The sequence below is a fragment of the Cryobacterium sandaracinum genome (assembly GCF_004403415.1).
Classification (GTDB): domain Bacteria; phylum Actinomycetota; class Actinomycetes; order Actinomycetales; family Microbacteriaceae; genus Cryobacterium; species Cryobacterium sandaracinum.
Genome location: NZ_SOGO01000037.1, coordinates 12597 through 38268 on the forward strand (window position 1 = coordinate 12597; position 25672 = coordinate 38268).

General features: G+C 67.4%; 23 protein-coding genes. 13 read left to right on the plus strand and 10 right to left on the minus strand.

The window, feature by feature from the left end:
* Window positions 1-50 precede the first annotated feature (50 nt).
* Genes E3T25_RS13400 through E3T25_RS13410 form a run of 3 tightly spaced genes read right to left on the minus strand, consistent with a single transcriptional unit; the run spans window position 51 to window position 3375 of the window.
* Complete coding sequence (locus E3T25_RS13400) at window positions 51-1067, minus strand: TIGR03842 family LLM class F420-dependent oxidoreductase (RefSeq protein ID WP_104170668.1); 1017 nt, start codon at window positions 1065-1067, stop codon at window positions 51-53.
* A gap of 12 nt (window positions 1068-1079) precedes the next feature.
* Complete coding sequence (gene hydA / locus E3T25_RS13405) at window positions 1080-2516, minus strand: dihydropyrimidinase (protein ID WP_104100111.1); 1437 nt, start codon at window positions 2514-2516, stop codon at window positions 1080-1082.
* Between the two features lie 10 nt (window positions 2517-2526).
* The gene (locus E3T25_RS13410) at window positions 2527-3375 is read right to left on the minus strand and encodes a nitrilase-related carbon-nitrogen hydrolase (RefSeq protein ID WP_134343166.1); all 849 of its coding nucleotides are present in this window, start codon (window positions 3373-3375) and stop codon (window positions 2527-2529) included.
* 473 nt (window positions 3376-3848) lie between these two features.
* Between E3T25_RS13410 and E3T25_RS13415 the strand changes: the two genes are divergently transcribed.
* From E3T25_RS13415 to cofD, 5 genes are all read left to right on the plus strand, one after another.
* Window positions 3849-4634 carry a (S)-acetoin forming diacetyl reductase gene (locus E3T25_RS13415; RefSeq protein WP_104100090.1) on the plus strand — a complete coding sequence of 262 codons (786 nt, stop codon included), beginning with the start codon at window positions 3849-3851 and terminating at the stop codon, window positions 4632-4634.
* A gap of 321 nt (window positions 4635-4955) precedes the next feature.
* Entirely contained in the window at window positions 4956-5981 is a 1026-nt protein-coding gene (locus tag E3T25_RS13420) for a putative F420-0 ABC transporter substrate-binding protein (RefSeq protein ID WP_134374780.1), read from the plus strand.
* Window positions 5982-6121: 140 nt separating this feature from the next.
* Window positions 6122-7144 (plus strand): putative F420-0 ABC transporter permease subunit, encoded by a 1023-nt coding sequence (locus tag E3T25_RS13425; RefSeq protein ID WP_241977409.1) that lies wholly within the window; start codon window positions 6122-6124, stop codon window positions 7142-7144.
* Complete coding sequence (locus tag E3T25_RS13430; RefSeq protein ID WP_134374782.1) at window positions 7135-8001, plus strand: ABC transporter ATP-binding protein; 867 nt, start codon at window positions 7135-7137, stop codon at window positions 7999-8001. Before E3T25_RS13425 ends, E3T25_RS13430 begins: the two co-directional genes overlap by 10 nt.
* Window positions 7998-8999 (plus strand): 2-phospho-L-lactate transferase, encoded by a 1002-nt coding sequence (gene cofD, locus E3T25_RS13435; RefSeq protein WP_104100087.1) that lies wholly within the window; start codon window positions 7998-8000, stop codon window positions 8997-8999. The genes E3T25_RS13430 and cofD overlap by 4 nt, the downstream gene beginning before the upstream one ends.
* Before the next feature lie 105 nt (window positions 9000-9104).
* On the opposite strand, the gene cofC is transcribed toward cofD, so the two are convergent.
* The 3 genes from cofC to E3T25_RS13450 are packed head-to-tail and all read right to left on the minus strand — an operon-like array spanning window position 9105 to window position 11583.
* A complete protein-coding gene (gene cofC / locus E3T25_RS13440) occupies window positions 9105-9758 on the minus strand; it encodes a 2-phospho-L-lactate guanylyltransferase (protein ID WP_134374784.1) in 654 nt (217 codons plus the stop codon).
* A complete protein-coding gene (gene cofE / locus E3T25_RS13445; RefSeq protein WP_198411439.1) occupies window positions 9755-10579 on the minus strand; it encodes a coenzyme F420-0:L-glutamate ligase in 825 nt (274 codons plus the stop codon). The genes cofC and cofE overlap by 4 nt, the downstream gene beginning before the upstream one ends.
* Before the next feature lie 2 nt (window positions 10580-10581).
* Window positions 10582-11583: a TIGR03557 family F420-dependent LLM class oxidoreductase gene (locus E3T25_RS13450; RefSeq protein ID WP_104194343.1), complete on the minus strand. Its 1002-nt coding sequence runs from the start codon at window positions 11581-11583 to the stop codon at window positions 10582-10584.
* Between the two features lie 109 nt (window positions 11584-11692).
* On the opposite strand from E3T25_RS13450, the gene E3T25_RS13455 reads away from it, so the two are divergent.
* Complete coding sequence (locus E3T25_RS13455) at window positions 11693-12529, plus strand: exodeoxyribonuclease III (protein WP_134374786.1); 837 nt, start codon at window positions 11693-11695, stop codon at window positions 12527-12529.
* Between the two features lie 452 nt (window positions 12530-12981).
* Here E3T25_RS13455 and E3T25_RS13460 read toward each other — a convergent pair whose 3' ends face one another.
* The gene (locus E3T25_RS13460; protein ID WP_134374788.1) at window positions 12982-13482 is read right to left on the minus strand and encodes a hypothetical protein; all 501 of its coding nucleotides are present in this window, start codon (window positions 13480-13482) and stop codon (window positions 12982-12984) included.
* A gap of 149 nt (window positions 13483-13631) precedes the next feature.
* Here E3T25_RS13460 and E3T25_RS13465 point away from each other — a divergent pair, with 149 nt between their 5' ends.
* Together E3T25_RS13465 and E3T25_RS13470 are read left to right on the plus strand one after the other, a co-directional pair.
* The gene (locus E3T25_RS13465; protein ID WP_134374862.1) at window positions 13632-14999 is read left to right on the plus strand and encodes a hemolysin family protein; all 1368 of its coding nucleotides are present in this window, start codon (window positions 13632-13634) and stop codon (window positions 14997-14999) included.
* Window positions 14992-16032 carry a hemolysin family protein gene (locus tag E3T25_RS13470; RefSeq protein WP_134374790.1) on the plus strand — a complete coding sequence of 347 codons (1041 nt, stop codon included), beginning with the start codon at window positions 14992-14994 and terminating at the stop codon, window positions 16030-16032. Before E3T25_RS13465 ends, E3T25_RS13470 begins: the two co-directional genes overlap by 8 nt.
* A gap of 73 nt (window positions 16033-16105) precedes the next feature.
* Here the strand turns inward: E3T25_RS13470 and E3T25_RS13475 are convergent, their stop codons facing one another.
* Window positions 16106-16735 (minus strand): TetR/AcrR family transcriptional regulator, encoded by a 630-nt coding sequence (locus tag E3T25_RS13475; protein WP_241980884.1) that lies wholly within the window; start codon window positions 16733-16735, stop codon window positions 16106-16108.
* Window positions 16736-16905: 170 nt separating this feature from the next.
* On the opposite strand from E3T25_RS13475, the gene E3T25_RS13480 reads away from it, so the two are divergent.
* The gene (locus E3T25_RS13480; RefSeq protein ID WP_166784962.1) at window positions 16906-17607 is read left to right on the plus strand and encodes a DUF4386 domain-containing protein; all 702 of its coding nucleotides are present in this window, start codon (window positions 16906-16908) and stop codon (window positions 17605-17607) included.
* A gap of 48 nt (window positions 17608-17655) precedes the next feature.
* Here E3T25_RS13480 and E3T25_RS13485 read toward each other — a convergent pair whose 3' ends face one another.
* Window positions 17656-20190, minus strand: a complete 2535-nt coding sequence (locus E3T25_RS13485) for an AMP-binding protein (RefSeq protein WP_134374794.1) — start codon at window positions 20188-20190, stop codon at window positions 17656-17658.
* 425 nt (window positions 20191-20615) lie between these two features.
* On the opposite strand from E3T25_RS13485, the gene E3T25_RS13490 reads away from it, so the two are divergent.
* Window positions 20616-21314, plus strand: a complete 699-nt coding sequence (locus tag E3T25_RS13490; protein ID WP_134374796.1) for a CHRD domain-containing protein — start codon at window positions 20616-20618, stop codon at window positions 21312-21314.
* Between the two features lie 226 nt (window positions 21315-21540).
* Here E3T25_RS13490 and E3T25_RS16895 read toward each other — a convergent pair whose 3' ends face one another.
* A complete protein-coding gene (locus E3T25_RS16895; RefSeq protein WP_166784961.1) occupies window positions 21541-21690 on the minus strand; it encodes a hypothetical protein in 150 nt (49 codons plus the stop codon).
* A gap of 395 nt (window positions 21691-22085) precedes the next feature.
* On the opposite strand from E3T25_RS16895, the gene E3T25_RS13495 reads away from it, so the two are divergent.
* The 3 genes from E3T25_RS13495 to E3T25_RS13505 all read left to right on the plus strand — a co-directional run bounded on the left by E3T25_RS13495 (window position 22086) and on the right by E3T25_RS13505 (window position 25664).
* Window positions 22086-22901, plus strand: coding sequence for an alpha/beta fold hydrolase (locus E3T25_RS13495; protein WP_134374798.1), 816 nt, complete (start codon window positions 22086-22088; stop codon window positions 22899-22901).
* A gap of 192 nt (window positions 22902-23093) precedes the next feature.
* The gene (locus E3T25_RS13500) at window positions 23094-24155 is read left to right on the plus strand and encodes a hypothetical protein (protein WP_134374800.1); all 1062 of its coding nucleotides are present in this window, start codon (window positions 23094-23096) and stop codon (window positions 24153-24155) included.
* Window positions 24156-25664 (plus strand): SCO7613 C-terminal domain-containing membrane protein, encoded by a 1509-nt coding sequence (locus tag E3T25_RS13505; protein WP_134374802.1) that lies wholly within the window; start codon window positions 24156-24158, stop codon window positions 25662-25664.
* The last annotated feature ends 8 nt before the right edge of the window (window positions 25665-25672 follow it).

Consider the following 25672-nt stretch of genomic DNA (forward strand, 5'->3'; position numbering starts at 1 on the left):
TCAGTGTGACCTCGATCGGCTTGAAGTCTGCACCATTCACCTGAATCGGGTCATTTCTTTGCCACGATGGGCTCGGTCATCGCCGGGATCACGGTCTCCCCGTAGACGCGCATCGTCTCTTCCTTGTTGTCGTGCTGCAGGTAGCCGGCGAACTGGTCGACGCCGATGGCGCGCAGGGCCTCGAGCTTTTCGATGTGGTCCTTCGCGGTGCCGAGCAGACAGAACCGGTCGACGATCTCGTCGGGCACGAACTCGGCGTGCGCGTTTCCGGCACGGCCGTGCTCGTTGTAGTCGTAATCCTGCCGGCCAATGATGTAGTCGGTGAGGGCCTTCGGCACATGAGATTCGGTGCCGTACTTGGCGACGATGTCGGCCACGTGATTGCCGACCATGCCGCCGAACCAGCGGCACTGGTTGCGCATGTGGCCCCAATTGTCGCCGATGTACATGGGCGCGGCCACGCAGAACTTGACCGCCATCGGGTCGCGGCCGGATTTCGCCGCGGCCTCCCGCACGGTCTTGATCATCCACTCGGCCACGTCGAGGTCGGCCATCTGCAGGATGAAACCGTCGCCGACCTCGCCCGCGAGCTTGAGCGCGAGGGGCCCGTAGGCCGCCACCCACACGTCAAGGGTGGAGCCGCGGCTCCACGGAAACTGCAGGGTCGCGCCGTTGTATTCGACCGACCGGGAGTTCGCGAGTTCCCGGATCACGTGCACCGACTCGCGCAGCGTCTTCAGGGTGGTGGGAGTTCCGTTGATGACCCGCACCGCCGAATCCCCGCGGCCGATGCCGCAGATGGTGCGGTTGCCGTACATCTCGTTCAGCGTCGCGTAGGTGGAGGCCGTGACCGTCCAGTCGCGGGTGCCCGGGTTGGTGACCATGGGTCCGACGATGATCCTGTCCGTCTCCGCGAGGATGCGGCTGTAGATGACGTAGGGCTCCTGCCAGAGCAGATGCGAGTCGAACGTCCAGACGTGGCTGAAGCCGTGCGCCTCGGCCAGTTTGGCCAATTGCACGGTACGGGCGGATGGGGGGTTGGTCTGCAGCACTGCTCCGAAGTCCATCTGGGGTCCCGTCTAGATCAGGTACTGGCTCAGGCCGCGCTTGACGAACCGGCCGTCACCCTTGGAGCCGAGATAGGAGCTGTCGTCGATGATGACCTTGCCGCGGGACAGAACGGTGTCGACGTGACCGTCGATCTCGTAGCCTTCCCAGGCGGAGTGGTCCATGTTCATGTGGTGGGTCTTGCCATTCCCGTTGACGGGCAGGCCGATCGAGGTGTGGCCGTTCGGGTCGTAGATCACGATGTCGCCGTCGGCGCCCGGCTGGATGACCCCCTTTTTGCCGTACAGCCCGAACATCCGTGCCGGGGTTGTTGCGGTGATCTCCACCCAGCGTTCGAGCGAGATGCGGCCGTTGACGACGCCCTGGTAGAGCAGGTCCAGGCGGTGCTCGACCGAGCCGATGCCGTTCGGGATCTTCGAGAAGTCGCCGAGGCCCAGCTCTTTCTGCCCCTTCATGCAGAACGGGCAGTGGTCGGTGGAGACCATCTGGATGTCGTTGGTGCGTAGGCTCTGCCACAGGTGGTCCTGGTGGCCCTCGGCCTTCGAGCGCAGCGGCGTAGAACAGACCCACTTCGCGCCCTCGAACCCCGGTGCCCCGAGATTCTCCTCGAGCGACAGGTAGAGGTATTGCGGGCAGGTCTCACCGAACACGTTCTGGCCGTGGTCCCGGGCGGCGGCGATCTGCTCCACGGCCTGCTTGGCGCTCACGTGCACCACGTAGAGCGGCGCCCCGGTGAGGTTCGCGAGCATGATCGCTCGGTGCGTGGCCTCCTCCTCCAGCTGCCAGGCGCGCGCGACACCGTGGTAGTAGGGGTCGGTCTTGCCCTCTGCGAGCAGCTGCGTGACGAGCACGTCGATGGCCGGGCCGTTCTCGGCGTGCATCATGGTCATCAGCCCGGTCTCGGCGGACTTCTGCATGGCGCGCAGCACCTGCGCGTCATCCGAGTAGAAGACGCCGGGATAGGCCATGAACAGTTTGAAGCTGGAGATGCCCTCGTCCAGCAGCCCGTCCATCGCCTGCAGCGAGTCCTCGTTGAGGTCGCCGATGATCTGGTGGAACCCGTAGTCGATGGCGCAGTTTCCGGCCGCCTTCTCGTGCCAGGCCGCCAAACCGTCGAAGACCCGCTGGCCGTAGCTCTGCACTGCGAAGTCGACGATGGTGGTGGTGCCGCCCCAGGCCGCGGCCCGGGTGCCGGTCTCGAAGGTGTCGCTGGCCGCGGTGCCGCCGAACGGCAACTGCATATGCGTGTGCGCGTCGACGCCGCCGGGGATCACGTACTTGCCGGTGGCGTCGATCACACGGTCGACGGATGCGGCGAGGTCATTCCCGAGGAGAGCCGAGCCAGGTGCCAGCACGGCGACGATGATCTCGCCGTCGATGAGGACATCCGCCTGCACCCGGCCGGTCGCGCTGACCACGGTGCCGTTCTGGATCAGGGTCGTCACGATGCGCCCCTGGCTACGGCCGGGCGATCGGGCCGTAGGAGTCGGGACGGCGGTCCCGGTAGAACTGCCACGAGTTGCGCACCTCTCGGATGACGCCCAGGTCGAGGTCGCGGATGACGACCTCCTCGGTGTCGGTGGAGGCCACCTCGCCGACGTAGTTGCCGCGCGGGTCGACGAAGTAGGAGCTGCCGTAGAAGGTGACGGCGTCGGCGCCGAACTCCTCGGTCTCGGTGCCGATGCGGTTGTTGGCGCCGATGTAGTACTGGTTGGCGACGGCGGCGGCCGGCTGCTCGAGCTCCCAGAGCCGGTTCGAGAGGCCGGGCTTGGTGGCTGAGGGGTTGAAGACAATCTCGGCGCCGTTCAGGCCGAGCACGCGCCAGCCCTCCGGGAAGTGCCGGTCGTAGCAGATGTAGACCCCGATCTTGCCGACCATGGTGTCGAAGACGGGGTAGTCGGCGTTTCCGGGGCGGAAGTAGAACTTCTCCCAGAACTGGGGCAGGTGGGGGATGTGGTGCTTGCGGTACTTGCCGAGGTAGGTGCCGTCGGCGTCGATCACGGCGGCCGTGTTGTAGAGCACGCCGGGCTGCTCCTCCTCGTAGACGGGGAGCACGATCACCATCGTGTGCTCGGCGGCGAGCTTCTGGAACCGCTCCACGAGTGGTCCCGGCACGCTCTGCGCGTAGTCGTAGTACGTGGAGTCCTGCACAATGCCGAAGTAGGGGCCGTGGAACAGCTCCTGGAAGCAGATCACCTGCACTCCCGCTTCGGCGGCGGTGCGCACGAATCCCTCGTGCTTCTGGATCATCGACTCCTGGTCGCCCGTCCACTCGGTCTGGGTGATTGCGGCCCGAACTACAGTCATCTTGTCTCCACATTCGCCAGTGACGGAACACCGTTGAGCCGAACGACAGCGTCCGGGCTTATTAGTCTTCGACGCAAACATTTGGTGCTGCTTTTCTGTGTGACTAACGCGTATATCATCCTGTCGAGCGAATCTGCCGGTGGCAAGGGTTCATGCAAACCGTTATCGTCGCGGTCGGGCACGGGGTCACTGGCCGACCGAATATCACTCGATCGCGCCTACAATGGGGGTAATGCCTCGTCTGCTGCTGGAGTTCTTAGACAACATCGACACAAAAAACGGGGATGTCTCAGATTCACCCCGAGAGGTTCACCCTCGGGGCCGCTCATCCGCCGCGACGACGCCGGAAATCCTCGGTGCGCGCCGCGCTGCTGGCGCCGTGCGTATCGGATCAGTAAAACTCCTGTCCTGCCTTGACATGACGTCATCGACTCGCCGGCAGGTTGCGAATAATCGAGATTGGAATCAATACCATGGCACGCACAGAAAACGGAAAAGTCGCACTCGTTACCGGTGGTGGACAGGGGATTGGTCAGGCCATTGCTGAGCGACTCCACGCTGACGGCTTCAAGGTCGCCATCGCCGACCTGAACCGTGCGACCGCAGGCGCAGTTGCCGAATCCCTGGGAGGCAAGGAGGGCGGAGCACTCGCACTGCACGTCGATGTCTCCGACCGAGACAGCGTGTTCGCCGCGGTCGAGCAGGCTGTCACGGAGCTCGGGGGCTTCGACGTCATCGTCAACAACGCCGGCATCGCCCCCACGTCTCCAATCGATGACATCACCCAGGAAAGCATCGCAAAAATATTCTCCATCAACTTCAACGGCGTGGTGTGGGGCATTCAGGCAGCCACCAAGGCGTTCAAAGAGCTCGGCCACGGTGGAAAGATCATCAGTGCTGCGTCCCAGGCCGGTCACGTCGGGAACCCCGGCATCGCGTTGTACTCGGCCACCAAGTTCGCCATTCGTGGCTTGTCCCAGACAGCCGCCAAGGACCTGGCCCAATTCGGCATCACGGTCAACACCTTCGCCCCCGGCATCGTGAAGACGCCCCTCATGGAGGAGCTCGCGAAAAAGGTGGCAGCCGACGCGGGCCAGTCGGAAGAGTGGGGCTGGGATCAGTTTACGAACGGCATCGCCCTCGCCCGCCTGTCCGAAGCGTCCGAGGTCGCGGGGGTCGTTTCGTTCCTGGCTGGCCCCGACTCCGGCTACATCACCGGACAGTCGATTCTGGTCGACGGCGGAATGGTCTTCAACTGAGCAGAGGACGAAACTGACTCTCACCGGCCCGGCGACTGGCCGCACTGAGTATCCCGGGCGCGCCGGACATCCGTCCCCCATCGCCCCGCTCGCCCGTGATGGGCCGCGCCGAAGTTCTGGCCTAGGCTGAACGAAGACCGCCGGTTGGCTCTGACCGGTTGAGCCGGCCCCGACTTGGGCGGCAGGTCGCCGACACGTGCTCGGTCGCACCCTTCCTGCCCCGCAGTTCTCCCTGTGCTCGCCAGAGCGGGTGAATCGTCGCCATGGCGCGCTCATACCGACGATCCACCAGCTCTCGCGGCCCTGAACCGGATCGGTAACATGTCCCAATTACGTTCGTTGCGTGGTCCCCTGCTGGTGGTCGTAGCGGCGGCTGCCCTGCTATCGAGCGGATGCGCTGCGGCGAGTCCCGTCGCCGCGCCCAGTGCCGCGCCGGGCGCGAGCGCCGGCACGGGTGGAGGCTACCCGATGACGATCGACAACTGCGGCACCGACGTGATCGTGGAGGCTGCGCCCGAACGGATCGTGACGATCAAGTCGTCGACGACCGAGCTGCTGCTCGCACTGGACCTCTCCGATCGCATCGTGGGCTCGGCGTTCCTCGACGGCCCGCTGCCGGCATCCCTCGAGAAGGCCGGCGCAGGCCTGTTCGTGGTCAGCGACTTCGTGCCCGGCCAGGAGGCCGTGCTCGGACTCACGCCCGACTTCGTCTACGGCGGCTGGGAGTCCAACTTCTCGGCCGAGGGCGTGGGCGAACGCCAGAGCCTCACCGACCTCGGCATCGGCAGCTACGTTTCCCCCGCCGCCTGCAAGGGCGAGGGCTACATGCCTGACCCGCTCACTTTCGACTCCGTGTTCGCCGAGATCACCGAGGCCGGCGCGATCTTCGGCGCCGAAGAGGCCGCGGCCGACCTGGTCGCCGATCAGCAGAAGACCCTCGCGGCCCTTGACCCCGCCGCCGCGGACACCACCGCGCTCTGGTATTCCAGCGGCACCGACACTCCCTACGTGGGCGCCGGCATCGGCTCGCCCAACATGATCATGGCGGCCGCGGGCCTGACCAACGTGTTCGCCGACGTGCAGGACACCTGGACCTCGGTGGGCTGGGAGTCGGTCATCGAGGCGAACCCGAGCGTGATCGTGCTCGTCGACGCCACGTGGAACACCGCGGAGTCGAAGATCGCGAACCTCGAGACGAACCCGGCCACGCAGCAACTCGACGCCGTGAAGAACCAGCGCTACATCGTGCTGCCGTTCGCGGCCACCGAGGCCGGCATCCGCAACGTCGAAGCCGCCGCGTCAACCATCGAACAGCTCGACGCGCTCGGGTCCACGACGGCCGGCTAGCGACCGGCGCCAGAGCACGACGCAGGACACGCCAGGACAGCACCAACGGGACAGACACGACGGAACAGGCGAGGCAGGTGGATCGGGTGGATCGGGTGGAGCTGCAGCAGCCGGAACGCACGGCGGCCCAGAGCCGTCGCGTGGCCGGGCGCGCGGGCTACCTGGGCTGGCTCGCCCTGTCGGTCCTGGCCCTCGTGCTCACGGCGGGGCTGGCCGTGACCATCGGTCCGGCCGACGTGAGCCTGACGGATGTCGCCGCGAGCCTCGCCGGGCACCTCGGCCTGCCGGGCGCCGCCGGGGTGGCCCCGCTGACCGACTCGATCGTGTGGCAGCTGCGCCTGCCGCGCGTTCTGACCGCGGCCGCTGTCGGCGCGGGGCTCGCGCTCTGCGGCGCGGTGATGCAGTCGGTGACCCGCAACCCGCTGGCGGACCCCTACCTGCTCGGGCTGTCGAGCGGGGCCTCTCTCGGCGCGGTCTGTGTGATCGTTCTCGGCGTCGCGGTGGCGCTGCCGGCCGCGGCGTTCCTCGGCGCGCTGGCAGCCCTCGTCGCCACGCTGAGCATCGCGCGGGTCGCCAACACGATCACGCCCGGGCGCGCGGTGCTCTCGGGCCTGGCCATCGCTCAACTGGGTGCGGCCGGCACGTCCTTCATCATCTTCTGGGCAGCCAAGGGCGACTCCTACCGGGAGATCCTCAACTGGCTGCTGGGCTCGCTGGCCGGCAGCTCGTGGTCGAGCGTCGTCATCTCGGGCACTGCCCTCGTGGTGGTCGGCGCCGGGATCGTGCTCTCGGCCACCCGTCTGGACGCGTTCACCTTCGGGGACACCGCCGCGGCATCCCTCGGCATCAACGTCAACGGCACCCGGTGGATACTGCTCGGCGCGGTGGCGCTACTGACCGGCGCCATGGTGGCCGTGAGCGGGGCCATCGGCTTCGTCGGCCTGATCCTGCCGCACCTGGTGCGCGGCCTGAGCGGGCCCGGCCACCGCCGCCTGCTGCCGCTGACCGTGGTGCTCGGCGCCCTGTTCCTGATCGTGGCCGACACGGTCGCACGCACGGTGTTCGACCCCCGCGAGCTGCCCGTGGGCATCATCACCGCGCTGATCGGCGTGCCCGTCTTCATCGTGCTGATCAAGAGCAGAAAGGCCGCCGCATGGTCGTGATCCTCGACCGGGTGTCGTTCCAGGTCGACGGCACCCCGATTCTGACCGATGTGTCGGCGGTCGTGCCCACGGGCGCAGTGACCGGCCTGCTCGGACCCAACGGGGCCGGCAAGTCCACCCTGTTGCGCCTGATCGCGGGGCTGGAGGCACCGGATGCCGGCGGCGTCGAACTCGACGGAGCGCGATCCGGCAGAGGGTCCGGTCTGTCGCGGCGCGAGACCGCCCGGCGGGTGGCGCTGCTCGAACAGAACGCCGCGCCCAGCGTCGACCTCACGGTGCGCGAGGTCGTGCTCCTCGGCCGGATCCCGCACCGCAGCCGGGTGCTCGGCAGCTTCGGCGGCGACGACGACCACCGGGTGGCCGAGGAATCGCTGGCCGTGGTCGGCGGCAGCGACCTCGCCGACCGGGCGTGGCATACGCTCAGCGGCGGCGAGCAGCAGCGCGCGCAGATCGCCCGAGCGTTGGCGCAGCGGCCGAGTCTGCTGCTGCTGGACGAGCCGAACAACCACCTCGATGTGAGCGCCCAGATCGGGCTGCTCGGGCAGGTGCGCGGGCTCTGCGCGGGCGCGGCCGCCACGGGCCTGACCGCGATCATGGCCCTGCACGATCTGAATCTGGCCGCCGCGTTCTGCGACCAGATCCTGCTGCTGCACCACGGGCGACTGGTCGCGGCCGGCACCCCCGAGGCGGTGCTGCGGCCGGCGACCATTGCGGAGGTCTACGGCGTGGACTGCGACGTGATCCCACATCCGCGCGGCGGGCATCCGGTGATCGTGTTCGCTCCATCCACGACGATTCCGGCCTTCCCGCCTCCCCGTGAACCCGAGGTCACCCAGCACGGAAGAGCGCACAGATGACGACCATCACCGTTCTGGCCGGCGGCATCGGCGGCGCCCGGTTCACCCGCGGGCTGCTGAAGCACCTGGCGGAAACCGAGCCGGAGGCGACGGTGACGGTGATCGTGAACACGGGCGATGACATGTGGCTGGACGGGCTGCGCATCTGCCCGGACCTCGACACCGTGATGTACACCCTCGGCGGAGGCATCAACGAGGAGCAGGGTTGGGGGCGGCCCGAGGAGTCCCGCCGCGCCTCCGCTGAGATCGCCGCCTACGGGCGCGGCTGGTCCTGGTTCACGCTCGGCGACCTGGATCTGGCCACCCACATCGTGCGCAGCGACCTGCTCCGGAACGGCTCCACGTTGAGCGAGGCCACCGAGTTCCTCTGCCGCCGCTGGCAGCCCGGGGCGCGCCTGCTGCCGATGAGCGACATCCCCGTCGAGACACATGCCCGACTGGCTATGGATGCCGATGAGCACCGGGCCGGCGAGCTGATCCACTTCGAGGAGTGGTGGGTGCGCTACCGCGCCGGCGTTCCGGCGACCGAGTTCGTGCAGGTCGGACTTGAGTCCGCAGTCCCCGCGCCGGGCGTCGTCGACGCCATCATGACGGCCGACCTGGTGATCCTGCCGCCGTCGAACCCGGTCGTTTCGGTCGGCACGATCCTCGCCGTACCGGGCATCCGGGACGCCCTGCGTTCCAGCACCGCCGCGGTGGTCGGCGTCTCGCCGATCATCGCGGGCGCGGCCGTGCGCGGCATGGCCGACGCCTGCCTGCACACCATCGGCGTCGAGACTACGGCCGAGGCCGTGGGCCTGCACTACGGCTCCCGCGCCGCGGGCGGCGTGCTCGACGGGTGGCTGGTGGACGAGACGGATGCCGGCGCGCTGCCGGCGCTGGCGGCCGCCGGCATCCATTCGGTCGCCGTGCCGCTCTGGATGCGGGATGCCGCGACAACCATGCGGCTCGCGGCGGATGCGCTCGCCTTCGCTCGCGGCACCCACTCCGTCGTCTGAGCGGCAGTAGCACAGCCGCGGCAGCTCCATCCATGGCGGCAACAGTTTCGACTCCCTGCCGCATTGGGCGTGCACGTAACCTCGGAGATTTTTGCGACGCGCCGATCAGCGCGCGGCGGCCGACCCCGGGGCCTCGACGACCAGGAGGGTGTGCGGCCCGACGCCGAGACGCTGCGCCACCGCAAGGTCGGCGGCGGTATCGACGTCGTGACGGATCGAAACGGATGCCGCCAGCACGAGCGGCACATGGCCGGCGGCCTCATGGGCGGCCCGAGACCCAACCCCGAACCGAGGCTCGATCGCGACTCCGGCGAGCGCGAGCAGAGCCGTGGTGCCGGTTCCGGCCGCGTCGGGCACCAAACTGCGATCGTGCGCGGCGGCGAGGTGCAGAGTGCGCTCGACATCCGCGGGCGTCAGCGCCGGCAGATCGCCGGTCAGCACGGCCAGGTTCGCCTCCGGAAATGCCCCGCGGGCAACCACCAGTCCCTGCCGGATTGCCGCGTTCAACGGGTCTGCGGGCAGGATCGATTCGCGCACCGGGGCCTCGCGCACGATGTCGACCCCGAGCTCGGCCAGCCGACCCGAAAGTTCACCGTCGCCCGTGACGACCAGCACCCGGTCGACACCATGCGCCGCCAGCAGGGCCGCGACCGTGTCGAGAGCGAAGGCATCCGCCAGCCCGGCCCGATCGGGCCGCTCGCCCAGCCGGCTCTTCGCCCCGGGGTTGCCCTTGACGGGCACGATCGCCACCCAGCTCATTCGGTGACGGAAACGACGGATGCCGCGTCGACGGCGGCAGCGGCCAGCCCCGCCGTGTACCCCTCCGAGAAACCCTCGGCGTGCGCCTCGGCGCTCCCCAGCCGGAACATGTCGTTCTCGCTCGGCCGCAGCAGCCGGGTCGCTCCGCGCGCATCCGCGTCGTCGGGCTCGCCCACGAGGCGACCGAGCCCGCGCACGACCGCGACCGGGTTGCCGCTGGTCTTGCCCTTCACCAAATCGGCCGCGCCGGCGATCTCATCGGCGACCGCGGCGACGGTCACGTCGAGGCGCCGGCCGGACGCATCGGTCGTGCCGCGCAGGTCGTCGAGAACCGTGACTCCGGCGGCTCCGATCACGATGTCGGTCTGGCCCTCACGCCACGGGCGCCCGACGGTGTCGGTGATCAGCACGCCGAGCCGCAGGCTGGTGCGTTCGTGAAGGGCTGCGCAGAGGGCGCGCGCGGAGGCATCCGGATCGACGGGAAGGAGCAGCACGAACCCGTCGGGGGTGTTGCTCGCGTCGACGCCGGCCGCCGCCATCACCAGGCCCTGGCGGTTCTCGACGATCCGCGTCATCCCGCCGGGAAAGGCGCGGGTCGCGACGACCCGCACCGTCTCGTCGGTGATCGCCTGTTCCCGATCGGCCGCCCGCACCTGGCGGCCCTCGGCCTTGGACACGATCTTGCTTGTCACCGCGAGAATGTCGCCGTCGCGCAGGCGGCTGCCTGCCGCGTCGGCGATGAGCGCAGCGAGGTCTGCGCCGGCCTCGACCTCACCGATGCCCCCCAGCACGAAAACGTGCAGGCCGGTTGGTTCTGGCACCACTAGCGCACGAGCTTCGGCAGCACGGATGCGCCGAAAACGTCGATCCACTGGCGCTGGTTGCGGCCCACGTTGTGCAGGTAGATGCGGTCGAAGCCGAGGTCGACGAACTTCTGGATGTAGGCCCGGTGGTCGTCGGGGTCGGCTGAGATGATCATGCGGCCCTCGAAGTCCTCGGGGCGGACGAGTTTGGCGATCTGCTCGAATTCGAACGGTGAACGGATATCCCCCTTCGGGAACTTCATCCCGCCGTTCGGCCACTCGACCAGGGCGTTCCGCATGGCCTCCTCGTCGGTTTCGGCCCAGCTCATGTGCAGCTGCAGCACCTTGGGCATAGCGGCCGGGTCCTTGCCGCCATCCCGGGCGCCGTCGTCGAACTTGCCGAACAGCATCGAGATCTTTTCCAGCGGGGCTCCGACCGTGATCAGGCCGTCGGCGTGACGCCCGGCGCGCTTGGCCGTGACCGGGCCGGCGGTGGCGACGAGAATCTCCGGGGCCACCTCGGGCATGGTCCAGAGCCGGGTCGACTCGAGCTTGTAGAACTGGCCGGAGTGCTTGACGTCCTTGCCTGCGATGGAGGCGGTGAACAGCTTGGAGATGATCTCAATGGCCTCGAACATGCGGTTGATGCGCTCGGGGGCTTCCGGCCAATACTGGCCGACGATGTGCTCGTTCAGAGCTTCGCCGGAGCCGAGGCCGAGCCAGTGCCGGCCGGGGTACATCGAGGCGAGCGTCGCGGAGGCCTGCGCCACCATCGCCGGGTGCCACCGGAAGGTGGGCGCGGTGACGCCGGGCCCGAGGTCCCCCTTCGTGCGCTCACCGATCGCCGCGAGCACGCTCCAGACGAACGAGGACTCACCCTGGGCGGGCACCCACGGTTGGAAGTGGTCGGCCGCCATCACCCCGGTGAACCCGTGTTCCTCGGCGTAGGCCGACAGGGCCACCGCCTCGGCGGGCGCGAACTGCTCCAGCATCGCCGCGTAGCCGATCTGCAAATCCGTCATGGGTACCGCCCTGCCTTTCGTTGTGGTTCGATCCTGTCACTCCCGGCTCCGAGAACTCCCCTCCCCACTTAGAAACGCCCGAGCGGCATCCGTCAAATAGGCTGGAAGCATGCGCATCGCCACCTGGAACGTCAACTCCATCCGTGCCCGAGTCGGCCGGGTCGTCGACTGGATGGTGCGCGAGGACATCGACGTGCTCGCGATGCAGGAGATCAAATGTAAGCCTCCGCAGTTCCCGGCGCAGGCGTTCGAGGACGCCGGCTACGAGCTCGCCGTCCACGGCCTCAGCCAGTGGAACGGCGTCGCGTTCGCCAGTCGCCTCGAGATGACGGATGTCGCCACCGGCTTCCCCGGCATGCCCGGCTTTCTGAAGGGCCAGGAGGGTCCCGGCCTCCCGCTCGAGGCCCGGGCGCTCGGCGTCACGGTGGAGGACCTGCGGTTGTGGAGCCTGTACGTTCCGAACGGACGCAGCCTCGACGACCCGCACTTCGCCTACAAGCTGGACTGGCTGGAGCGCCTGCGCGCGCACGCCCGAAACGAACTGGCTCGCGACCCGCACCTGGCCCTCGCACTGATGGGCGACTGGAACGTGGCCCCATTCGAGCGTGACATGGGTGACCCGAGCTTCGTTCCCGGCAAAGCCACTCACATCTCCGAGCCCGAGCGGGCCGCGTTCCGCGCGTTCGAGGCGGAGGGCATCTTCGATGTGGTGCGCCCGCTGGCTCCGGAGGGTTACACCTTCTGGGACTACAAACAGCTGAGGTTCCCCCGCAACGAGGGCATGCGGATCGACTTCATCCTCGGCTCCCCCGCGTTCGCGGATCTGGTGACCGCGGCGAGCATCCACCGCAATGAGCGCAAGGGTGATGCGCCGAGCGACCACGTTCCCGTGGTCGTGGAGCTGGCCCTCGAGGGCGAAGACGACGACCGCCCGATGATCTTCTAACCGGCGCACCGAGCCGGAAACGTGCCGGCAACGGCGCGTGCGAGCGCGGCGGCGCTACTCGCACAATGACTTCCATACCCTGGGGGCGCCACAGTATCGCCACAATATCGCCACAAGATCGCCACAAGCGCGCCCAGCGACCTCCGTCACCGTCTCCGTCACCCGCCGCGTCGAGCCGACCCACATCTCTGAGGCCACGCGCTGGGCTCAGCGGGGCCAGGACCTTCCTGGTCATGCCCCAGATCACCCGGATGCTGCGCCCCTGGCTGCGACGGCGGCCCCCGGTGTTAGATGAGTGAGTCCGAATCGTTTGGTTGTGTCGCTTTCGCAAGGTCAGAGCTGACCGCACCGAGTGGCCTCGGTTCATCGAAGGCGGAACGCTGTGCTCGGCGTCGAACCAATTCGACGGAGATTTTTGGTCAAGCACCCGTTTTTGAACCGAAACACGCTTTCTAAAGCAAAATCTCCGTCGAATTCGTTCGATACGAGGCGTAGGGCGTCGGACTCAGCTCGGCCGGCATTCCCTCGCTTTGTGGTCCGGAGCCGTGTTCGGCTTCGAGCGATCGATGTCGTGCTCGGCCATCGGCCGGCCGGCCGCTAGATCGGGGCAGGCAGCGCCGCGACGGCCACCACCGCGAACAGCTTCGCAGCGTCCAGCCGGAGACGAACCGGCCGAAGATGTAGGCACCACCGGCATCACGACCCCCTTGATGACGGATGCCGCCGCCACGCGTTTGCGCGCCGATCCCGCCTTGAGCAGGCGCTCCCCGGGCAACGACATGCCGAACGCCAGGAGCAGCCGCACCCAGCATGGTCTCAGCCATCGGAGTGTGAAAGAACACCCGGTTGATGGCCAGCCCGGCGCCGACGCCGATGATGCCGAGGAGCGCGACGAGACAGCCCACCAGGATCACGAATCCGATGATGGAGAAGCCGACCAGAGCACCGCCCACGCGACGAGCTTAGGGAGGCCGGAACCGAGAGTTTCCCAGCCACAGCCGGGCACCGCCCGATAGTCTTACCCTCCTCATGGACCCTGATAAACCCTCGCCCATCCAGCCACGCCTCGACATCCTGCGCCCGAGTCTGAGAGGGCCACATGCTGTTTGAGTGGGCGATGGTGGGGGTCGGGCTTCTCCTCACCGTCGGAACGGGCATCTTCGTCGCCGCCGAATTCTCCCTGGTCACCCTGAACCGCAACGAGCTCGAGGCCCGGCAGGAACGCGGCGAGAAACGCCTCGGCCCGACCATCAAGGCCCTGAAGATCACCTCCACGCACCTGTCCAGTGCGCAGCTCGGCATCACGCTGACCACCCTGCTGACCGGGTTCACCTTCGAGCCCGCCATCAGCTCGCTGCTGACCGGGCCGCTCACGGGCGCCGGCGTGCCCGAAGGACTCGTGCCGCTGCTCGGCACCATCATCGCCATTTCGCTGGCCACCCTGTTCTCCATGGTGATCGGCGAGCTCGTGCCGAAGAACTTCGCCCTGGCCGTGCCGCTGGCCACGGCAAAGATCGTGCTGCCCCCGCAGGCCCTGTTCACCGCCGTATTCAAGCCCGTCATCCTGCTGTTCAACAACACCGCCAACGCCCTGATCCGCCTGGTCGGCATCGAGCCGAAAGAGGAACTCTCGGGTGCCCGCAGCGCCGAAGAGCTCAGCTTCCTCGTGCGGCGGTCGGCGACGGAAGGCGTGCTCGACAACGACCACGCGGCCATGCTGCACCGCACGCTGCGCTTTGCCGACCACACGGTCGACGACGTCATGACCCCCCGGGTACGGATGTCCTCGGTCAAGGTCACCGACTCTGCCGAGAGCATCCTGGCCCTGTCCACGGCCACCGGCTACTCCCGCTTCCCCGTGATCGACAGGGATTCCGACGACATCGTCGGGGTGCTGCACGTCAAGGCGGCCTTCGCCGTCGAGCTGGCGCAACGCGACCAGGTCACCGCCGACGAGCTGAAGGTGGAGGCACTGCGTGTGCCCGAGTCGATGGCCGTCGACACGCTCCTGGGCCTGCTGCGCAGACAGGGCTTCCAGATCGCGGTCGTCGCGGACGAATACGGCGGAACGGCCGGCATCGTCACGCTCGAGGACCTCGTCGAAGAACTCGTGGGCGAGCTGGAAGACGAGCATGACCGGGCGAAAGCCGGCGTCATCCGTTCGGGTCGTTCTGTGGTGTTCGACGCCGGCTGGCGGCCGGACGAGCTGTTCGATCGGACGGGCGTCACGGTGCCCGAGGACGGCGACTACGAGACCGTCGCGGGCTTCATCGCCGATCAGCTCGACCGCATTCCCGAACTCGGCGACGAGGTCCCCGTCGACGGTGGCATCCTGCGGATCGACCGAGTCGATGGCGTGCAGGTTCAGCGCGTGCGCTACACCCCCGAAGACCCCGAGCACGATCCGAGCCTGGCCACCAGACACGACCGAATCGTCACCCGAATCCAGAAAGACCTGACCCATGAGTGAGTACTGGCCGGGCCTGATCTGGCTCGTCGTGTTGTTGACCGTCAACGCGTTCTTCGTGGGCGCCGAGTTCGCCGTGATCTCGGCCCGCCGGTCGCAGATCGAGCCGCTCGCCGCCCGCGGCAACAAGGCGGCGAAGACCACCCTCTGGGCGATGGAACACGCGACCCTGATGCTGGCGACCAGCCAGTTGGGCATCACCGTGTGTTCGCTGCTCATCCTGAACGTGTCCGAGCCGGCCATCCACGGCCTGCTGGAGTACCCGCTGGCCCTGACCGGACTCTCTGAGCGCGCGATCAGCGTGATCGCCTTCGCGAGCGCGCTCGCGCTCGTGACGTTCCTGCACGTGGTGTTCGGCGAGATGGTGCCCAAGAACATCTCCTTCTCCGTGCCCGACCGCGCCGCGCTCATCCTGGCGCCGCCGCTCGTCCTCGTCGCCCGCATCTTCGACCCGGTGATCGTCAGCCTGAACTGGCTGGCGAACGGGGTGCTGCGCCTGTTCAAGGTGCAGCCGAAGAATGAGGCGACCAGCGCATTCACCCTCGACGAGGTGGCCGGCATCGTGGAGCAGTCCACCCGCGAGGGTCTCCTGACGGATGCTTCGGGCACCCTCTCCGCCGCGTTCGAGTTCACCTCGAAGCGAGTCTCCGACGTGGAGGTGCCGATCGGCTCAATGGTCTGCCTGCCGGCATCCGCGTCACCCGCCGACATCCAGCGGGCCGTCGCCCAGCACGGCTACTCCCGGTACATCCTCACTGACGTCGACGGGCAGCCCACGGGCTACCTGCACCTGAAAGACGTGATGGACCTCACCTCCGGGAGCACGTTCACGGAGCCGGTGCCGGCCAAACGCATCCGTCGCCTGGCCTCCGTGTTCCGGGGCAGCGAGCTCGAGGATGCCCTGGCGTCAATGCGGCGCCTCGGTGCGCATGTCGCCACATCGTTCGACGCTGACGGAGTCGCCACGGGCGTTCTGTTCCTCGAGGACATCATCGAGGAGCTCGTCGGCCAGGTCGATGACGCCACCACCGTGTAGGTGACAACCGGGGCGCGGATGCCGCGTGGAATGTCAATGGGTGCCCGTCACGTGTGTCTCATGACGCCCTCATTCATTCAAAGGCCTGATCGGTGTCTCGCATGGTCTCGAGTCCGTCGAGCATGAGGTCGAGCCCGACCAGGAATTCATCCCCATAGGAGTATCCGGGCTTCAAGACGTGGTCGGCCGTGAGTTCAGCCAGGTACGGGTACTCGCTTGTGGGCAGCTGCGCCAGCATGACCGCGGCCATCGCTGCCGTCTCTTCCTGCGTGGTGAAGGGCAGGCTCTTCTCCTGCATCGCGAACCCGTAGATATAGCTGTCGACAGCGGAGAACGCGTGGGCCGTCTTCTCGATCGAGAAACCGCCGTTGCGGAAGGTTCCGATCACCCGGTCGTGGTGCCGGAGGGTGCCCGGTCCCGGGTTCGTTCCGGAGTCACGAACGGTAGTAGCCCAAGCATGACGGGCGAGGACATCCCGGAATGAGATCGAGCGCTTTCGGATTGCCGGCTTCCACTCATCGCTGTGTGACGGCAATTCGATCTCGCTGAAGATCGCATCGGCCATGGCGTTGATGAGGTCATCCTTGTTGGCCACGTGGTTATAGATCGACATGGCCTTCACGTTCAGGTCCTCACCCAGACGCCGCATCGTGAGGGCTTCAAGCCCCTCAGTGTCGGCAAGGCGAACGGCGGTAGCGATCACCCGCTCGCGGTTCAAACGAGCTCGGGGTGCGGGTGCTGCTTCACGTGCTGCTGCCAAGTCTCTCTCCCGCACTCATATCCGTTGACAAACCTTACCACGTACATATATCTTACTTACAACATAAGCATACATCGTAAGTTTTAGCCACAGATACAGTAATGACACGAGCCATGACCACTCACCTCCACCCCGCGCCCAGCGCCACAGCGCCGGCTGCCACACTCAACCCCTTCCGCTGGTCGCAGCGAACCGGAGCGCTCGTAACGGGCACCGCCCTCACGGCCATGGTGTTCCTCTCGATCTTTGGTTATTTCATCGCCATCAACGGCCTCGTGACCGCCGGTGATGCGGAAAAGACGACCGATGCAATTTCCGCCTCGCCGGCGCTGTGGCTCGCCGGGATCGGCGCTCTGTGTGTCGTCGTCGTGCTGGACGTCGTCGCCGCCGCCGGCACCTACGCGCTCTTCAAGCCCGTCAGCCGTGTCGTCTCCGCTGTTGCCGGGTTGATCAGAATCGCTTTCGCCGGGTGGTTCATGGTCGCACTCAGCCGGCTCGTGGTCGCCTTCAACAACCTCGACACCCCGGAAGTCGCGCTGGCCGACATCGACTCGTTCTCGTCGATCTGGAACACCGCCCTGGGCCTGTTCGGGGTACATCTCCTCCTGATCGCCTATCTGTCGATCCGCTCCGGCTTCATGCCGAAGGTCTTTGGAATCCTGATCGGTCTCGCCGCCATAGGTTACATTGCCGACCTCATCGGCCTGGTGGTGGCACCCGCTTTCACCCCGACCTTCGGCCTGTTCGGCTTCGCGGGCGAGACCGCCATGATCTTCTGGCTGCTCATCGGGGGACGACGTCTCCCGCATTCCTAACCGCACCCGACCTCGCCCCGAACTATGCCCCGCTCATCCAGCCCAACGTCACCGCCGGCGACCGGCCGACGTTCTTGTCGCGAATACATTGGTCATAAGCGTGCGAGTTGCGACCGCGGGATGACGAGTCCACCAAGCGCTCAGTGCGGAATACCCTCGCCAGGCGAGGATACCCACCGCGAAGGAGGCAAGGGTGGCGAGCAGCGGACCGTCGTTCCCGAAAAGCGGGAAGACCTGCCAATGGACGAGATATACGAACAACGAGGCCGAGGCCGTGACGCTCAGCACCGGCACCAGAATCCGCGGGAGGGGCACGGCCGGAAGCCAGAGGAGAAGAAGCAGTCCCGCTATCGTGGTCGCCTCGCGGGCCGGGTCGCCGAAGAAGCCCGGAACGGAGAGCACGACGACCGCCGAGCTCAGCACCCGCCGCGTGACGTCCGTGGAACGTGCGATGAGCCAGCCGAGAGCGATGAGCCAGAGCACGATCGGCAGCGAATACCGTTCGGTCGGCCCGGCCTCGACCCCTCCGGTCAGCAGCAGGCGAAGCAGAAGCGCCCCCGCAAAGAAGGACGCCGCGAAGACGAAGGGGTATCGGCGCTCGATCCGGTCGAGCTGGGGCACGCAGAAGAGAAGCGCCAGGCCGAGGATCGTCCACACGACGGATTCCAGGAACCAGTACTGCCATTGCACCGTCCAGCGTTCGTCGCCGCCGAGCAGGTTGTGCAGCATGAAGACCGTCGCGGGTTCGTACATCCCTCCAATCAGGCCAACTCCACCGATCCACAGCACGGCCGGGACGAAGATCTGGACGGCGCTGCGCAGAAGCTTCCCGAGCCGCATCGGCCGAGGTACATCGGCGAACTGGAATCGGGCCAGGTTGTAGCCCAGGATTCCGAGCAGCAGGTGAGCACCGCCCTGTATGTGGAAGAGGTTGGCGTGCGTCCCCGTGATGAGCGCGATGGCGATAGCCCGCAGCAAGACGGATGTCTCCATGCGCGCCAGCGACCGTCGGGGTCGCGCCCCGGACGGTGCGGTTCGGCGGTTGGCCAACTCCCGGGCCGATTTCGCGGGCCAGTCCCTGGGGAGCGTGCCGAGCATCTGCTCGAGCCGCACCGAGACCTCGACGTAACTGAGCGAGTCGCCGTGCAGCGCGACGAAGCTGTCGTCCAGGACCGCATCCGGGCGGTCGAGGAGGGTTGCGTAGAGCGCCCGAATATTCTCCGCCGTCACGGTCCCTCTGCGATCCACCAGCGGGGCTTTACGCTCGAGGAGCGCCGCCTCCCGGAGCAGGCTCGCGGTGTCTGGCTTGCCGCTGGACGTCAGGGGGAAATCCTGGACAAGGTGCACCCGGACGCTGTGATCGGGCAAGCCAAGCGCCTCCGCGGCGATCGGCGCGACGAGCCCGAGGGCCCACCGCTCTCGCACGAAGACCACAAGGCGTTCCTCATGGTTCACCGCCCTCGCTTCGACACCGTCGTCGTCAAGGAGCCGTTCGACCCGGTCGAGATCGATCCGCAGGCCGTATATCTTGACGAAGCGACTGCTCCGCCCGACGATTTCGAAGAGTCCGTCGTCGTGCTGGCGGGCTAGATCGCCGGTGCGCAGATCCCCCACTGTCGGTCCAGCGGCGAGTCCCTCCGGGCTCTCCGCGTATCCCATCATGACGTTCGGCCCGGTGTACACGAGGTCACCGACCGAGTGCTCGTCGGCGTCGTCGATGCGGAACTGCCCGCCCGGTATCGGGATTCCGATGGATTCAGGCCGGGTCGCCGCCAACTCCGGCGGCAGGTAGGCCATCCGTGCGGTCGCCTCTGTCTGTCCGTACATGACGACGAAATCGAATCCACGTTCCTGCCCCAGCCGGGCGTAATCGCGCACCCGGTCGGGGCCGAGCCGGCCGCCGGCCTGAGTGATGTAGCGCAGGCTCGGATGTTGGCGCCCAGCGAATCCGGTCGAATCGAGAAGGTCGAAGGTGTAGGGAACGCCGGCGAAGGAGGTGGCCCCTGCCGCGTCGAACTCGTTCCAGAATTCAGACTCGACCACCGAACGCTCGGTGAGGAGCAGGCTCGCCCCGGAGATCAGGTGGCTGTTCACGACTGAGAGGCCGTAGCAGTAATGCATCGGCAGGGTTGTGGCCGCCCGGTCCTGCTCGGTCAGGGCGAGGTAGTCGGCGATGCTTCTCGCGTTGCTGCGCACATTCTCGCGTGACAGCCGAACGAGTTTCGGCGATCCTGTCGAGCCCGAGGTGCTGAGCAGCAGTGCCAGCTCAGGGTGCAACGTGTGCCGGCTTCCCTCGCGTCGCTCATCCAGACGCCATTCGCCGCCGACGGGCGCCAAAACCACGTCGGGGTCGTAACGCTCAAGGAGCCCGTTCCTGTTCCGCTCCTGGCTCGGCTCGTCCCCGTCGCCTGCGATGAGGAGAACTGGATGCCCCGCCGCGAGCGCGGCGAGATAAGTCACCAGGGGCTCCAGGGCGTTCGCGCACGACACCATGACAAGTCGGCGGCCGTCTCCCAATAATTCCCGCCGGTCACGGACCAGTTCGTCCAGTTCGGCGTAGTTTATGGTTCCATTCGCGGTCACAAGGGCAGTCGCGGACGGATCGCCGGAGAGGAGTCGGAGGGCCTCAAGACCGCCCACCGGGTCGCGTTGGGTGCTCCTCAGTGGTTCTACCGCGCATAGTTTTGCGGGCGGGAATGCATCGTATGTTTTGTCGGTGCGCACGGCTGTCTCTGGTCGAAGTTTTCCCCCGCAGTCAAACTGAGGCAAGGCTAACCTTAGTTCAAGAACCCTGTGGATGGACCGGCAAACCTGCGACCTGCCGTTCCCTCCGATTCGTGGGAGCCACACTGATCAGTTCCACGACGAGGAAGTCGTCTCTCTGAGACCGATTCGGATGACCGACACGCACCCGGCCTTGTTTACATGACCAAACCTCATTACTGTCCGCTCCGAACCACCTATGATCAACGGGATCTCCTCGTTGACCGCTGACCAAGGAGTAAATCGTGAAACGACATTCCATCGGGATTCTCGGGGTTTCGACTGTTGCGTTGTTCGCCGCAGCCGTGCTCGGGTCCGGAGCAGCTCAAGCGCAGACCACGCAATCCGAACGCACCCCCAAAACGGTGACGTTGACCGCGAACCTCACGGAACTCAACGGCTCCGGGGCATCCGGAACTGCAACCGCGACAGTTCGCAACCAGAAGATCAAGCACATTGAAGTGCACGCCTCCGGGCTGACGCCAGATGCCCCGCACGCTCAGCACATTCACTACGGCAACCAGGCGATGAAGGAGTGCCCCACCATCGCACTGGACAGCAACGGTGATGGCCGCCTGAACACCAAGGAAGGGATTCCCGCCTACGGACCGGTCGTCGTCTCACTGACGACGACAGGGGACACCTCACCGGCCAGCTTCCTGGACGTCACCCGTTTCCCGGTGTCTGAGAGCGGCAGCTACCACTACAGCCGCGACAATCTCCACATCACCAAGGTGGCGGGAACCGGATACCCCGGCCCCAGCGAAACAGGAACGGCGAAAGAGATCGCTGATTCCATCCGCGAGGGCGAAGGCGTCGTCGTGATCCATGGCATCGACTACAACGGCAACGGCGAGTATGACTTCAGCCAGGGTCCAAGCGAGCTCGACCCGAACCTGCCTGCAGAAGCAACGGATCCGGCCGCCTGCGGCATCCTGGGATAGACAACACCCTCAGAACAACTCTGGGTTGAAAGAGCCTATGGCCCATCCTGCCGGATGGGCCATAGGCTTGCCGAAATCACCCTCGCAAGGAGAATGGTAATGAGATACCGGGAACGGCGGGGTCTGTCGGGCGCGCGTTCGTGAGCGAACCGGCCAGGGTCATCCGGCTGGTCTCGGGGACAGCAGAAAGGCACCCGGTAAGGGCCCGGCGACCGTACAGATCGTCTCAGCTGTGGGACACGTATCGACCCTCGGTCAGGTCTGACCGAACGCTGCTCACGTACTCATTCGGTGCGAGGATGCGGCCGCTTGATTCGGTCACGTAGGTACCGACAGGAAGGACCCGGTTGGTGGTGGTCGTGATGTACGCGTTCATGGTGTTCCTCGTATATTTCGGCCACGCGAAGCGAGCAGGAGTTCGCGGGGCAACCGGGACACAAGAGTCCTCGGACTTGCCCGCTCAGTCCCGGCGCAGATGACGGGGCATTGATGGGGGCGTCGCGCAACTCTGGGGCGAGCGCCATGAGGTTGATCCGCTGGTCCCAGGTCGTGGGTCCAATTCATGGGGCCACGTCGTGGCCCAGGGCGGCAGACAACCAACTAATCGATCGGTGTCGATATATCGAGTGTGACTCTTGCCCCGATGGATGTCAATTTGTCCACCTGCACACCCGTCACTCGGGTTGGGGTCGCCGGCATTCAACGGTCACAGATTCGTGCGCTGACGGTAATTCCCTTGCCGCGGCGCCCGCCGCACGCCTACGCTGAATCATGCCTCACCTCACCGTTCCGGGCGCGTCGCTCCACTACGAAACGGCCGGCCACGTTTCGTCACCGGCACTCCTCTTAATGCATGCCGGCATCGCCAATCTGCGCATGTGGGACCCGCAGATCGACGCGCTGGCTGCCGGCCACTTCGTCATCCGTTTCGACAGCCGCGGATGCGGCCAGACGACCACCGAGAACGTGGAGTTCTCGCCGCGCGCGGACGCCCTCGCGGTTCTCGACCACCTCGGGGTGGCGTCGGCCACGCTGATCGGGTGCTCTCGCGGAGGCGGGATCGCCATCGACCTGGCCACGGAGAGCCCCGACCGCGTGGACGGCCTGGTGACCGTGGGAGCCGGGCCCAGCGGGTTCCCCGAAGTTGAACTGACCGATCTCGAGGACGCCCGGTTCGACGAACTGGATGCCGCATTCGACGCCCAGGACTGGCACCGTCTGGCGCGCCTCGAGGTGGCGCTCTGGGCGTTCGGCCCACTGCGCACCGAGGCCGACCTCGACCCCGAATTCGTGGCCACGGCCTACGCGCTGGGCCGTGTCAACGCCGCGCATGCGGAAGAGTCCCCGACGCCGATTCCGCTCGAGCCGCCCGCTTTCAACCAGGTCAGCGACATCGAGGTACCCGCGTTCGTCTCGGTCGGTGAGTTCGACATCACTCCGCATCTCGCCGAATATGAGTATGTCCTGTCGACGCTCCCTGACGTCACCGGCTTCACCTTCCGCGATACCGCTCACCTGCCGAGCGTCGAACGGCCGGCGGATTTCAATCGGGTGCTCGTGGATTGGCTGGCGGAGCACCGGCTCTAGTCCGGCGCGGCCGGGGCGCACGAAGGCCGAGCCGGCCGGGGCATCCTCCTGGCCGGGGCCGCCCTGCTCACGCTCGTCGCCGCCGTCGTCACGCCGTGGGCCCTGACGCTGGCGGCCTCACCCTCTGAAACGGCCCTCATCGTCGACGGCCTGCGCGCCCTCGCACTCGCGACCGCCCTGCTGCAGCTCGCGGTGTCATTCCCCGCGGGCCGCATCCTCACCGACACCGAGCGCCGCTGGGCGTTCTGGGCACTGCTGGCCCCGACCGTGGCGGCCGTCGCCCTGCCGGTCACCGGTCTCGCGGAGACCCTGCCGGCCGGCGTTCGCGCCGCGCTGCTGCTGGGCTCCCCCACCTTGGCGGTCGTGCCCACGGTGATCCTGCTCGGCGCCATCGGAATCTGGCTGCGGCTGCACGTCTACTCCGGCACCGCACGGATCGAGCGTGTCGTGGCCCTCGGCGCAGCCGCGCCAACGCTGCTCGCGCTGATCTGGTCCGTGCGGCAGACGACGGATGCCCCCGCGCCCGTCGACGGCATCGCCGTCGCTACCGCGGCATTACTCGTCTGCGCCCTCGGCCTCGTACTCGACACGGTGGGGGCACGTGACACGGCCTCGAACACCCAAGGGCGGACGGACCGGCTCGCCCTCGAGGCCGGCGCGGGCCTGATTCTGGTTCCCGGCACTCTCCTGACTCTCGCCGCCGGGAGCCCCCTCGCCTGGCTCGTGCTGCTGCTGGTCGGCGCGACCGCCCTCGTCACGGCGATCGCCCCGGACGGGCTCTTCGGCTCCCGGTCACCGCGACGCCATCTTGGCTGGCTCGCCCTGCTGCTCGGCACGGCCGGCCTCTGGGTCGGGCTGAACCGCGTCGGCACCGAGGCCCCTGAGCCGTACGTGCTCCCGGTCGCCGGCATGCTGCTGGTCCTGGCCGTGCTGATCCGCCGGTTCGGCCGCATTCCTCGGGCTGCAGCGGCAAGCCCGGCCGCGGCGCTGCTCACCCTGGCCGGCCTGCTCGTGGCGATCGTGCCGCTGGCGCTCGCCTCGGCCTCCGGCTCGCCCGCGCGTCCGATCGTCATGGCCGCGGCGTGCGGCGTGCTGCTGCTGGGCTCTGCCGCCGCGCGCTGGGGGCCATCACGATCGGCGTACCTTGCCGCCGCCTGGACGAGCGGAGCAATCGGGCTCCTGGTGACCAGCATCGTGCAGCTGATGCGCGTGCTCGGCGCACCCGGCGCACCCGATGCGCGGCTCGAATGCTGATTGTTCCCGCTCGCTGCCGCGGCGGCGGGGGCGTTCCTGATCGGCGCCCGCACCGACCCAGCGACCCTCCGTCCGCGCACCATCGCGAGCATCACGCTGCTCGTGCTGGCGCTGGCGACCGTGACGACGGCCGAGATTGCCGCATTCACCGGGGCCGATATGACCGATGACGCCGCCGTGACCGCGGTGCGTGCATCCGTTCTCGTGCTCGCCCTCGGGGTCGTGCACGTGCTGGCCGCGTGGCGGCTGCGCGTGCCCTTGACCATGGCCGTCGGCTGGGTTGCGGCGGGGCTGGCCGGGTTCGCCCTGATGAGCGCCGTGGGGACGCAAGCCACCGAACCGTTCGAGTTCGTGACCGTGCCGCTCGGCCTCGCTATCGTCGTCGGCCAGGTGCTCGCCGGGCGCGCGCGATCGGCCGACACCGAGGCGCCGGTCGCCGTGCGGGCCCGCTGGATCACGGCCGGACTGGCCCTGGCCCTGCTGCCCGGCGCGGTGGTCGGCGGCACGGGCGATCTCCTCCGCCCCGTGCTGGCCCTGACCTTCGGCGGTGCGTTCGCCGTCAGCGGGGCGCTCCTCCTGGTCCGGCCGCGCTGGGCATCCCTCGCCTGGCCGGCCCTCGGCGTCGGCGCGCTCACGGTTGTGCTCACGGCCGCATCCCGCATCCAGCCGCTGCTCGAGCTCGCGCCGAACGGCCCAGACACCCGGCTCGAGGCATGGCTGCTGCCCTCGGCGCTGATCCTGGCGGCCGTCGGCACAGGTCTCGTCACCGTCACCCGGCGCACCGATGAGGGTACCGGCCCGGGCCGCGGCGAAGCAACGTATGCCCCCGCGCTGCGCCTCGGTTACGTCCTGTTGGTCCTGGCGATCGTCGGGGTTCTCGCGGCCGAGGTGGCCGCACTCGGCTACGAGCCGCTGGCGACCATCCGGGTGATCCTGCTCGTCTGGACTTTCTCCGCGCTGCACCTGGCGGCGTTCTGGTGCGACGACAGCCGGCTGGGCCGGATGGTCGCCTGGGTGGCAATCGGGGCTGGCGGCGGCGCCGTGGTCGCCGGGTCCGCGTACGCGGCGCCGGCCACGGTGGAGATCGTGAGCGTTCCACTGGCCATCGCCCTGCTGGCCACCGGTTGGTTGCACCTCGACGTCACGCCGGCCGCGCGCAGCCGGCGCTGGCTTGCTCCCGGGCTGCTCGTGCTGCTCGTTCCGTCAGTGCTGCTCGACATCACCGAGAGCCCGCTCTGGCGGGTGGTGGGCCTCGGCCTCGTTGCCACCGTGGTGATCGTGGTCGGTGCCGTGCGCAAGTTGCAGGCTCCGTTCGTGATCGGCGCGATCGTGCTGATGCTGCACGCGGTGGCGCAGCTCTGGCCCTGGATCTCGCTGGCCTACGGCGCGGTGACGTGGTGGCTGTGGCTGGGCGTGGGCGGCGTCATCCTGATCGTGCTCGCGGCCCGCTACGAGCAGCGGATCGCGAACTTCAAGGCGATCTCGATGACTATCTCGGCGCTGCGGTAGCGGCCCGG

Coding starts and splice junctions, on each gene's coding strand:
- E3T25_RS13400 (WP_104170668.1), bottom strand. CDS start 1,067: ATGGACTTCGGAGCAGTGCTGCAGACCAACCCCCCATCCGCCCGTACC.
- E3T25_RS13410 (WP_134343166.1), bottom strand. CDS start 3,375: ATGACTGTAGTTCGGGCCGCAATCACCCAGACCGAGTGGACGGGCGAC.
- E3T25_RS13415 (WP_104100090.1), top strand. CDS start 3,849: ATGGCACGCACAGAAAACGGAAAAGTCGCACTCGTTACCGGTGGTGGA.
- E3T25_RS13420 (WP_134374780.1), top strand. CDS start 4,956: ATGTCCCAATTACGTTCGTTGCGTGGTCCCCTGCTGGTGGTCGTAGCG.
- E3T25_RS13430 (WP_134374782.1), top strand. CDS start 7,135: ATGGTCGTGATCCTCGACCGGGTGTCGTTCCAGGTCGACGGCACCCCG.
- cofD (WP_104100087.1), top strand. CDS start 7,998: ATGACGACCATCACCGTTCTGGCCGGCGGCATCGGCGGCGCCCGGTTC.
- cofC (WP_134374784.1), bottom strand. CDS start 9,758: ATGAGCTGGGTGGCGATCGTGCCCGTCAAGGGCAACCCCGGGGCGAAG.
- E3T25_RS13450 (WP_104194343.1), bottom strand. CDS start 11,583: ATGACGGATTTGCAGATCGGCTACGCGGCGATGCTGGAGCAGTTCGCG.
- E3T25_RS13455 (WP_134374786.1), top strand. CDS start 11,693: ATGCGCATCGCCACCTGGAACGTCAACTCCATCCGTGCCCGAGTCGGC.
- E3T25_RS13470 (WP_134374790.1), top strand. CDS start 14,992: ATGAGTGAGTACTGGCCGGGCCTGATCTGGCTCGTCGTGTTGTTGACC.
- E3T25_RS13480 (WP_166784962.1), top strand. CDS start 16,906: ATGACCACTCACCTCCACCCCGCGCCCAGCGCCACAGCGCCGGCTGCC.
- E3T25_RS16895 (WP_166784961.1), bottom strand. CDS start 21,690: ATGAACGCGTACATCACGACCACCACCAACCGGGTCCTTCCTGTCGGT.
- E3T25_RS13495 (WP_134374798.1), top strand. CDS start 22,086: ATGCCTCACCTCACCGTTCCGGGCGCGTCGCTCCACTACGAAACGGCC.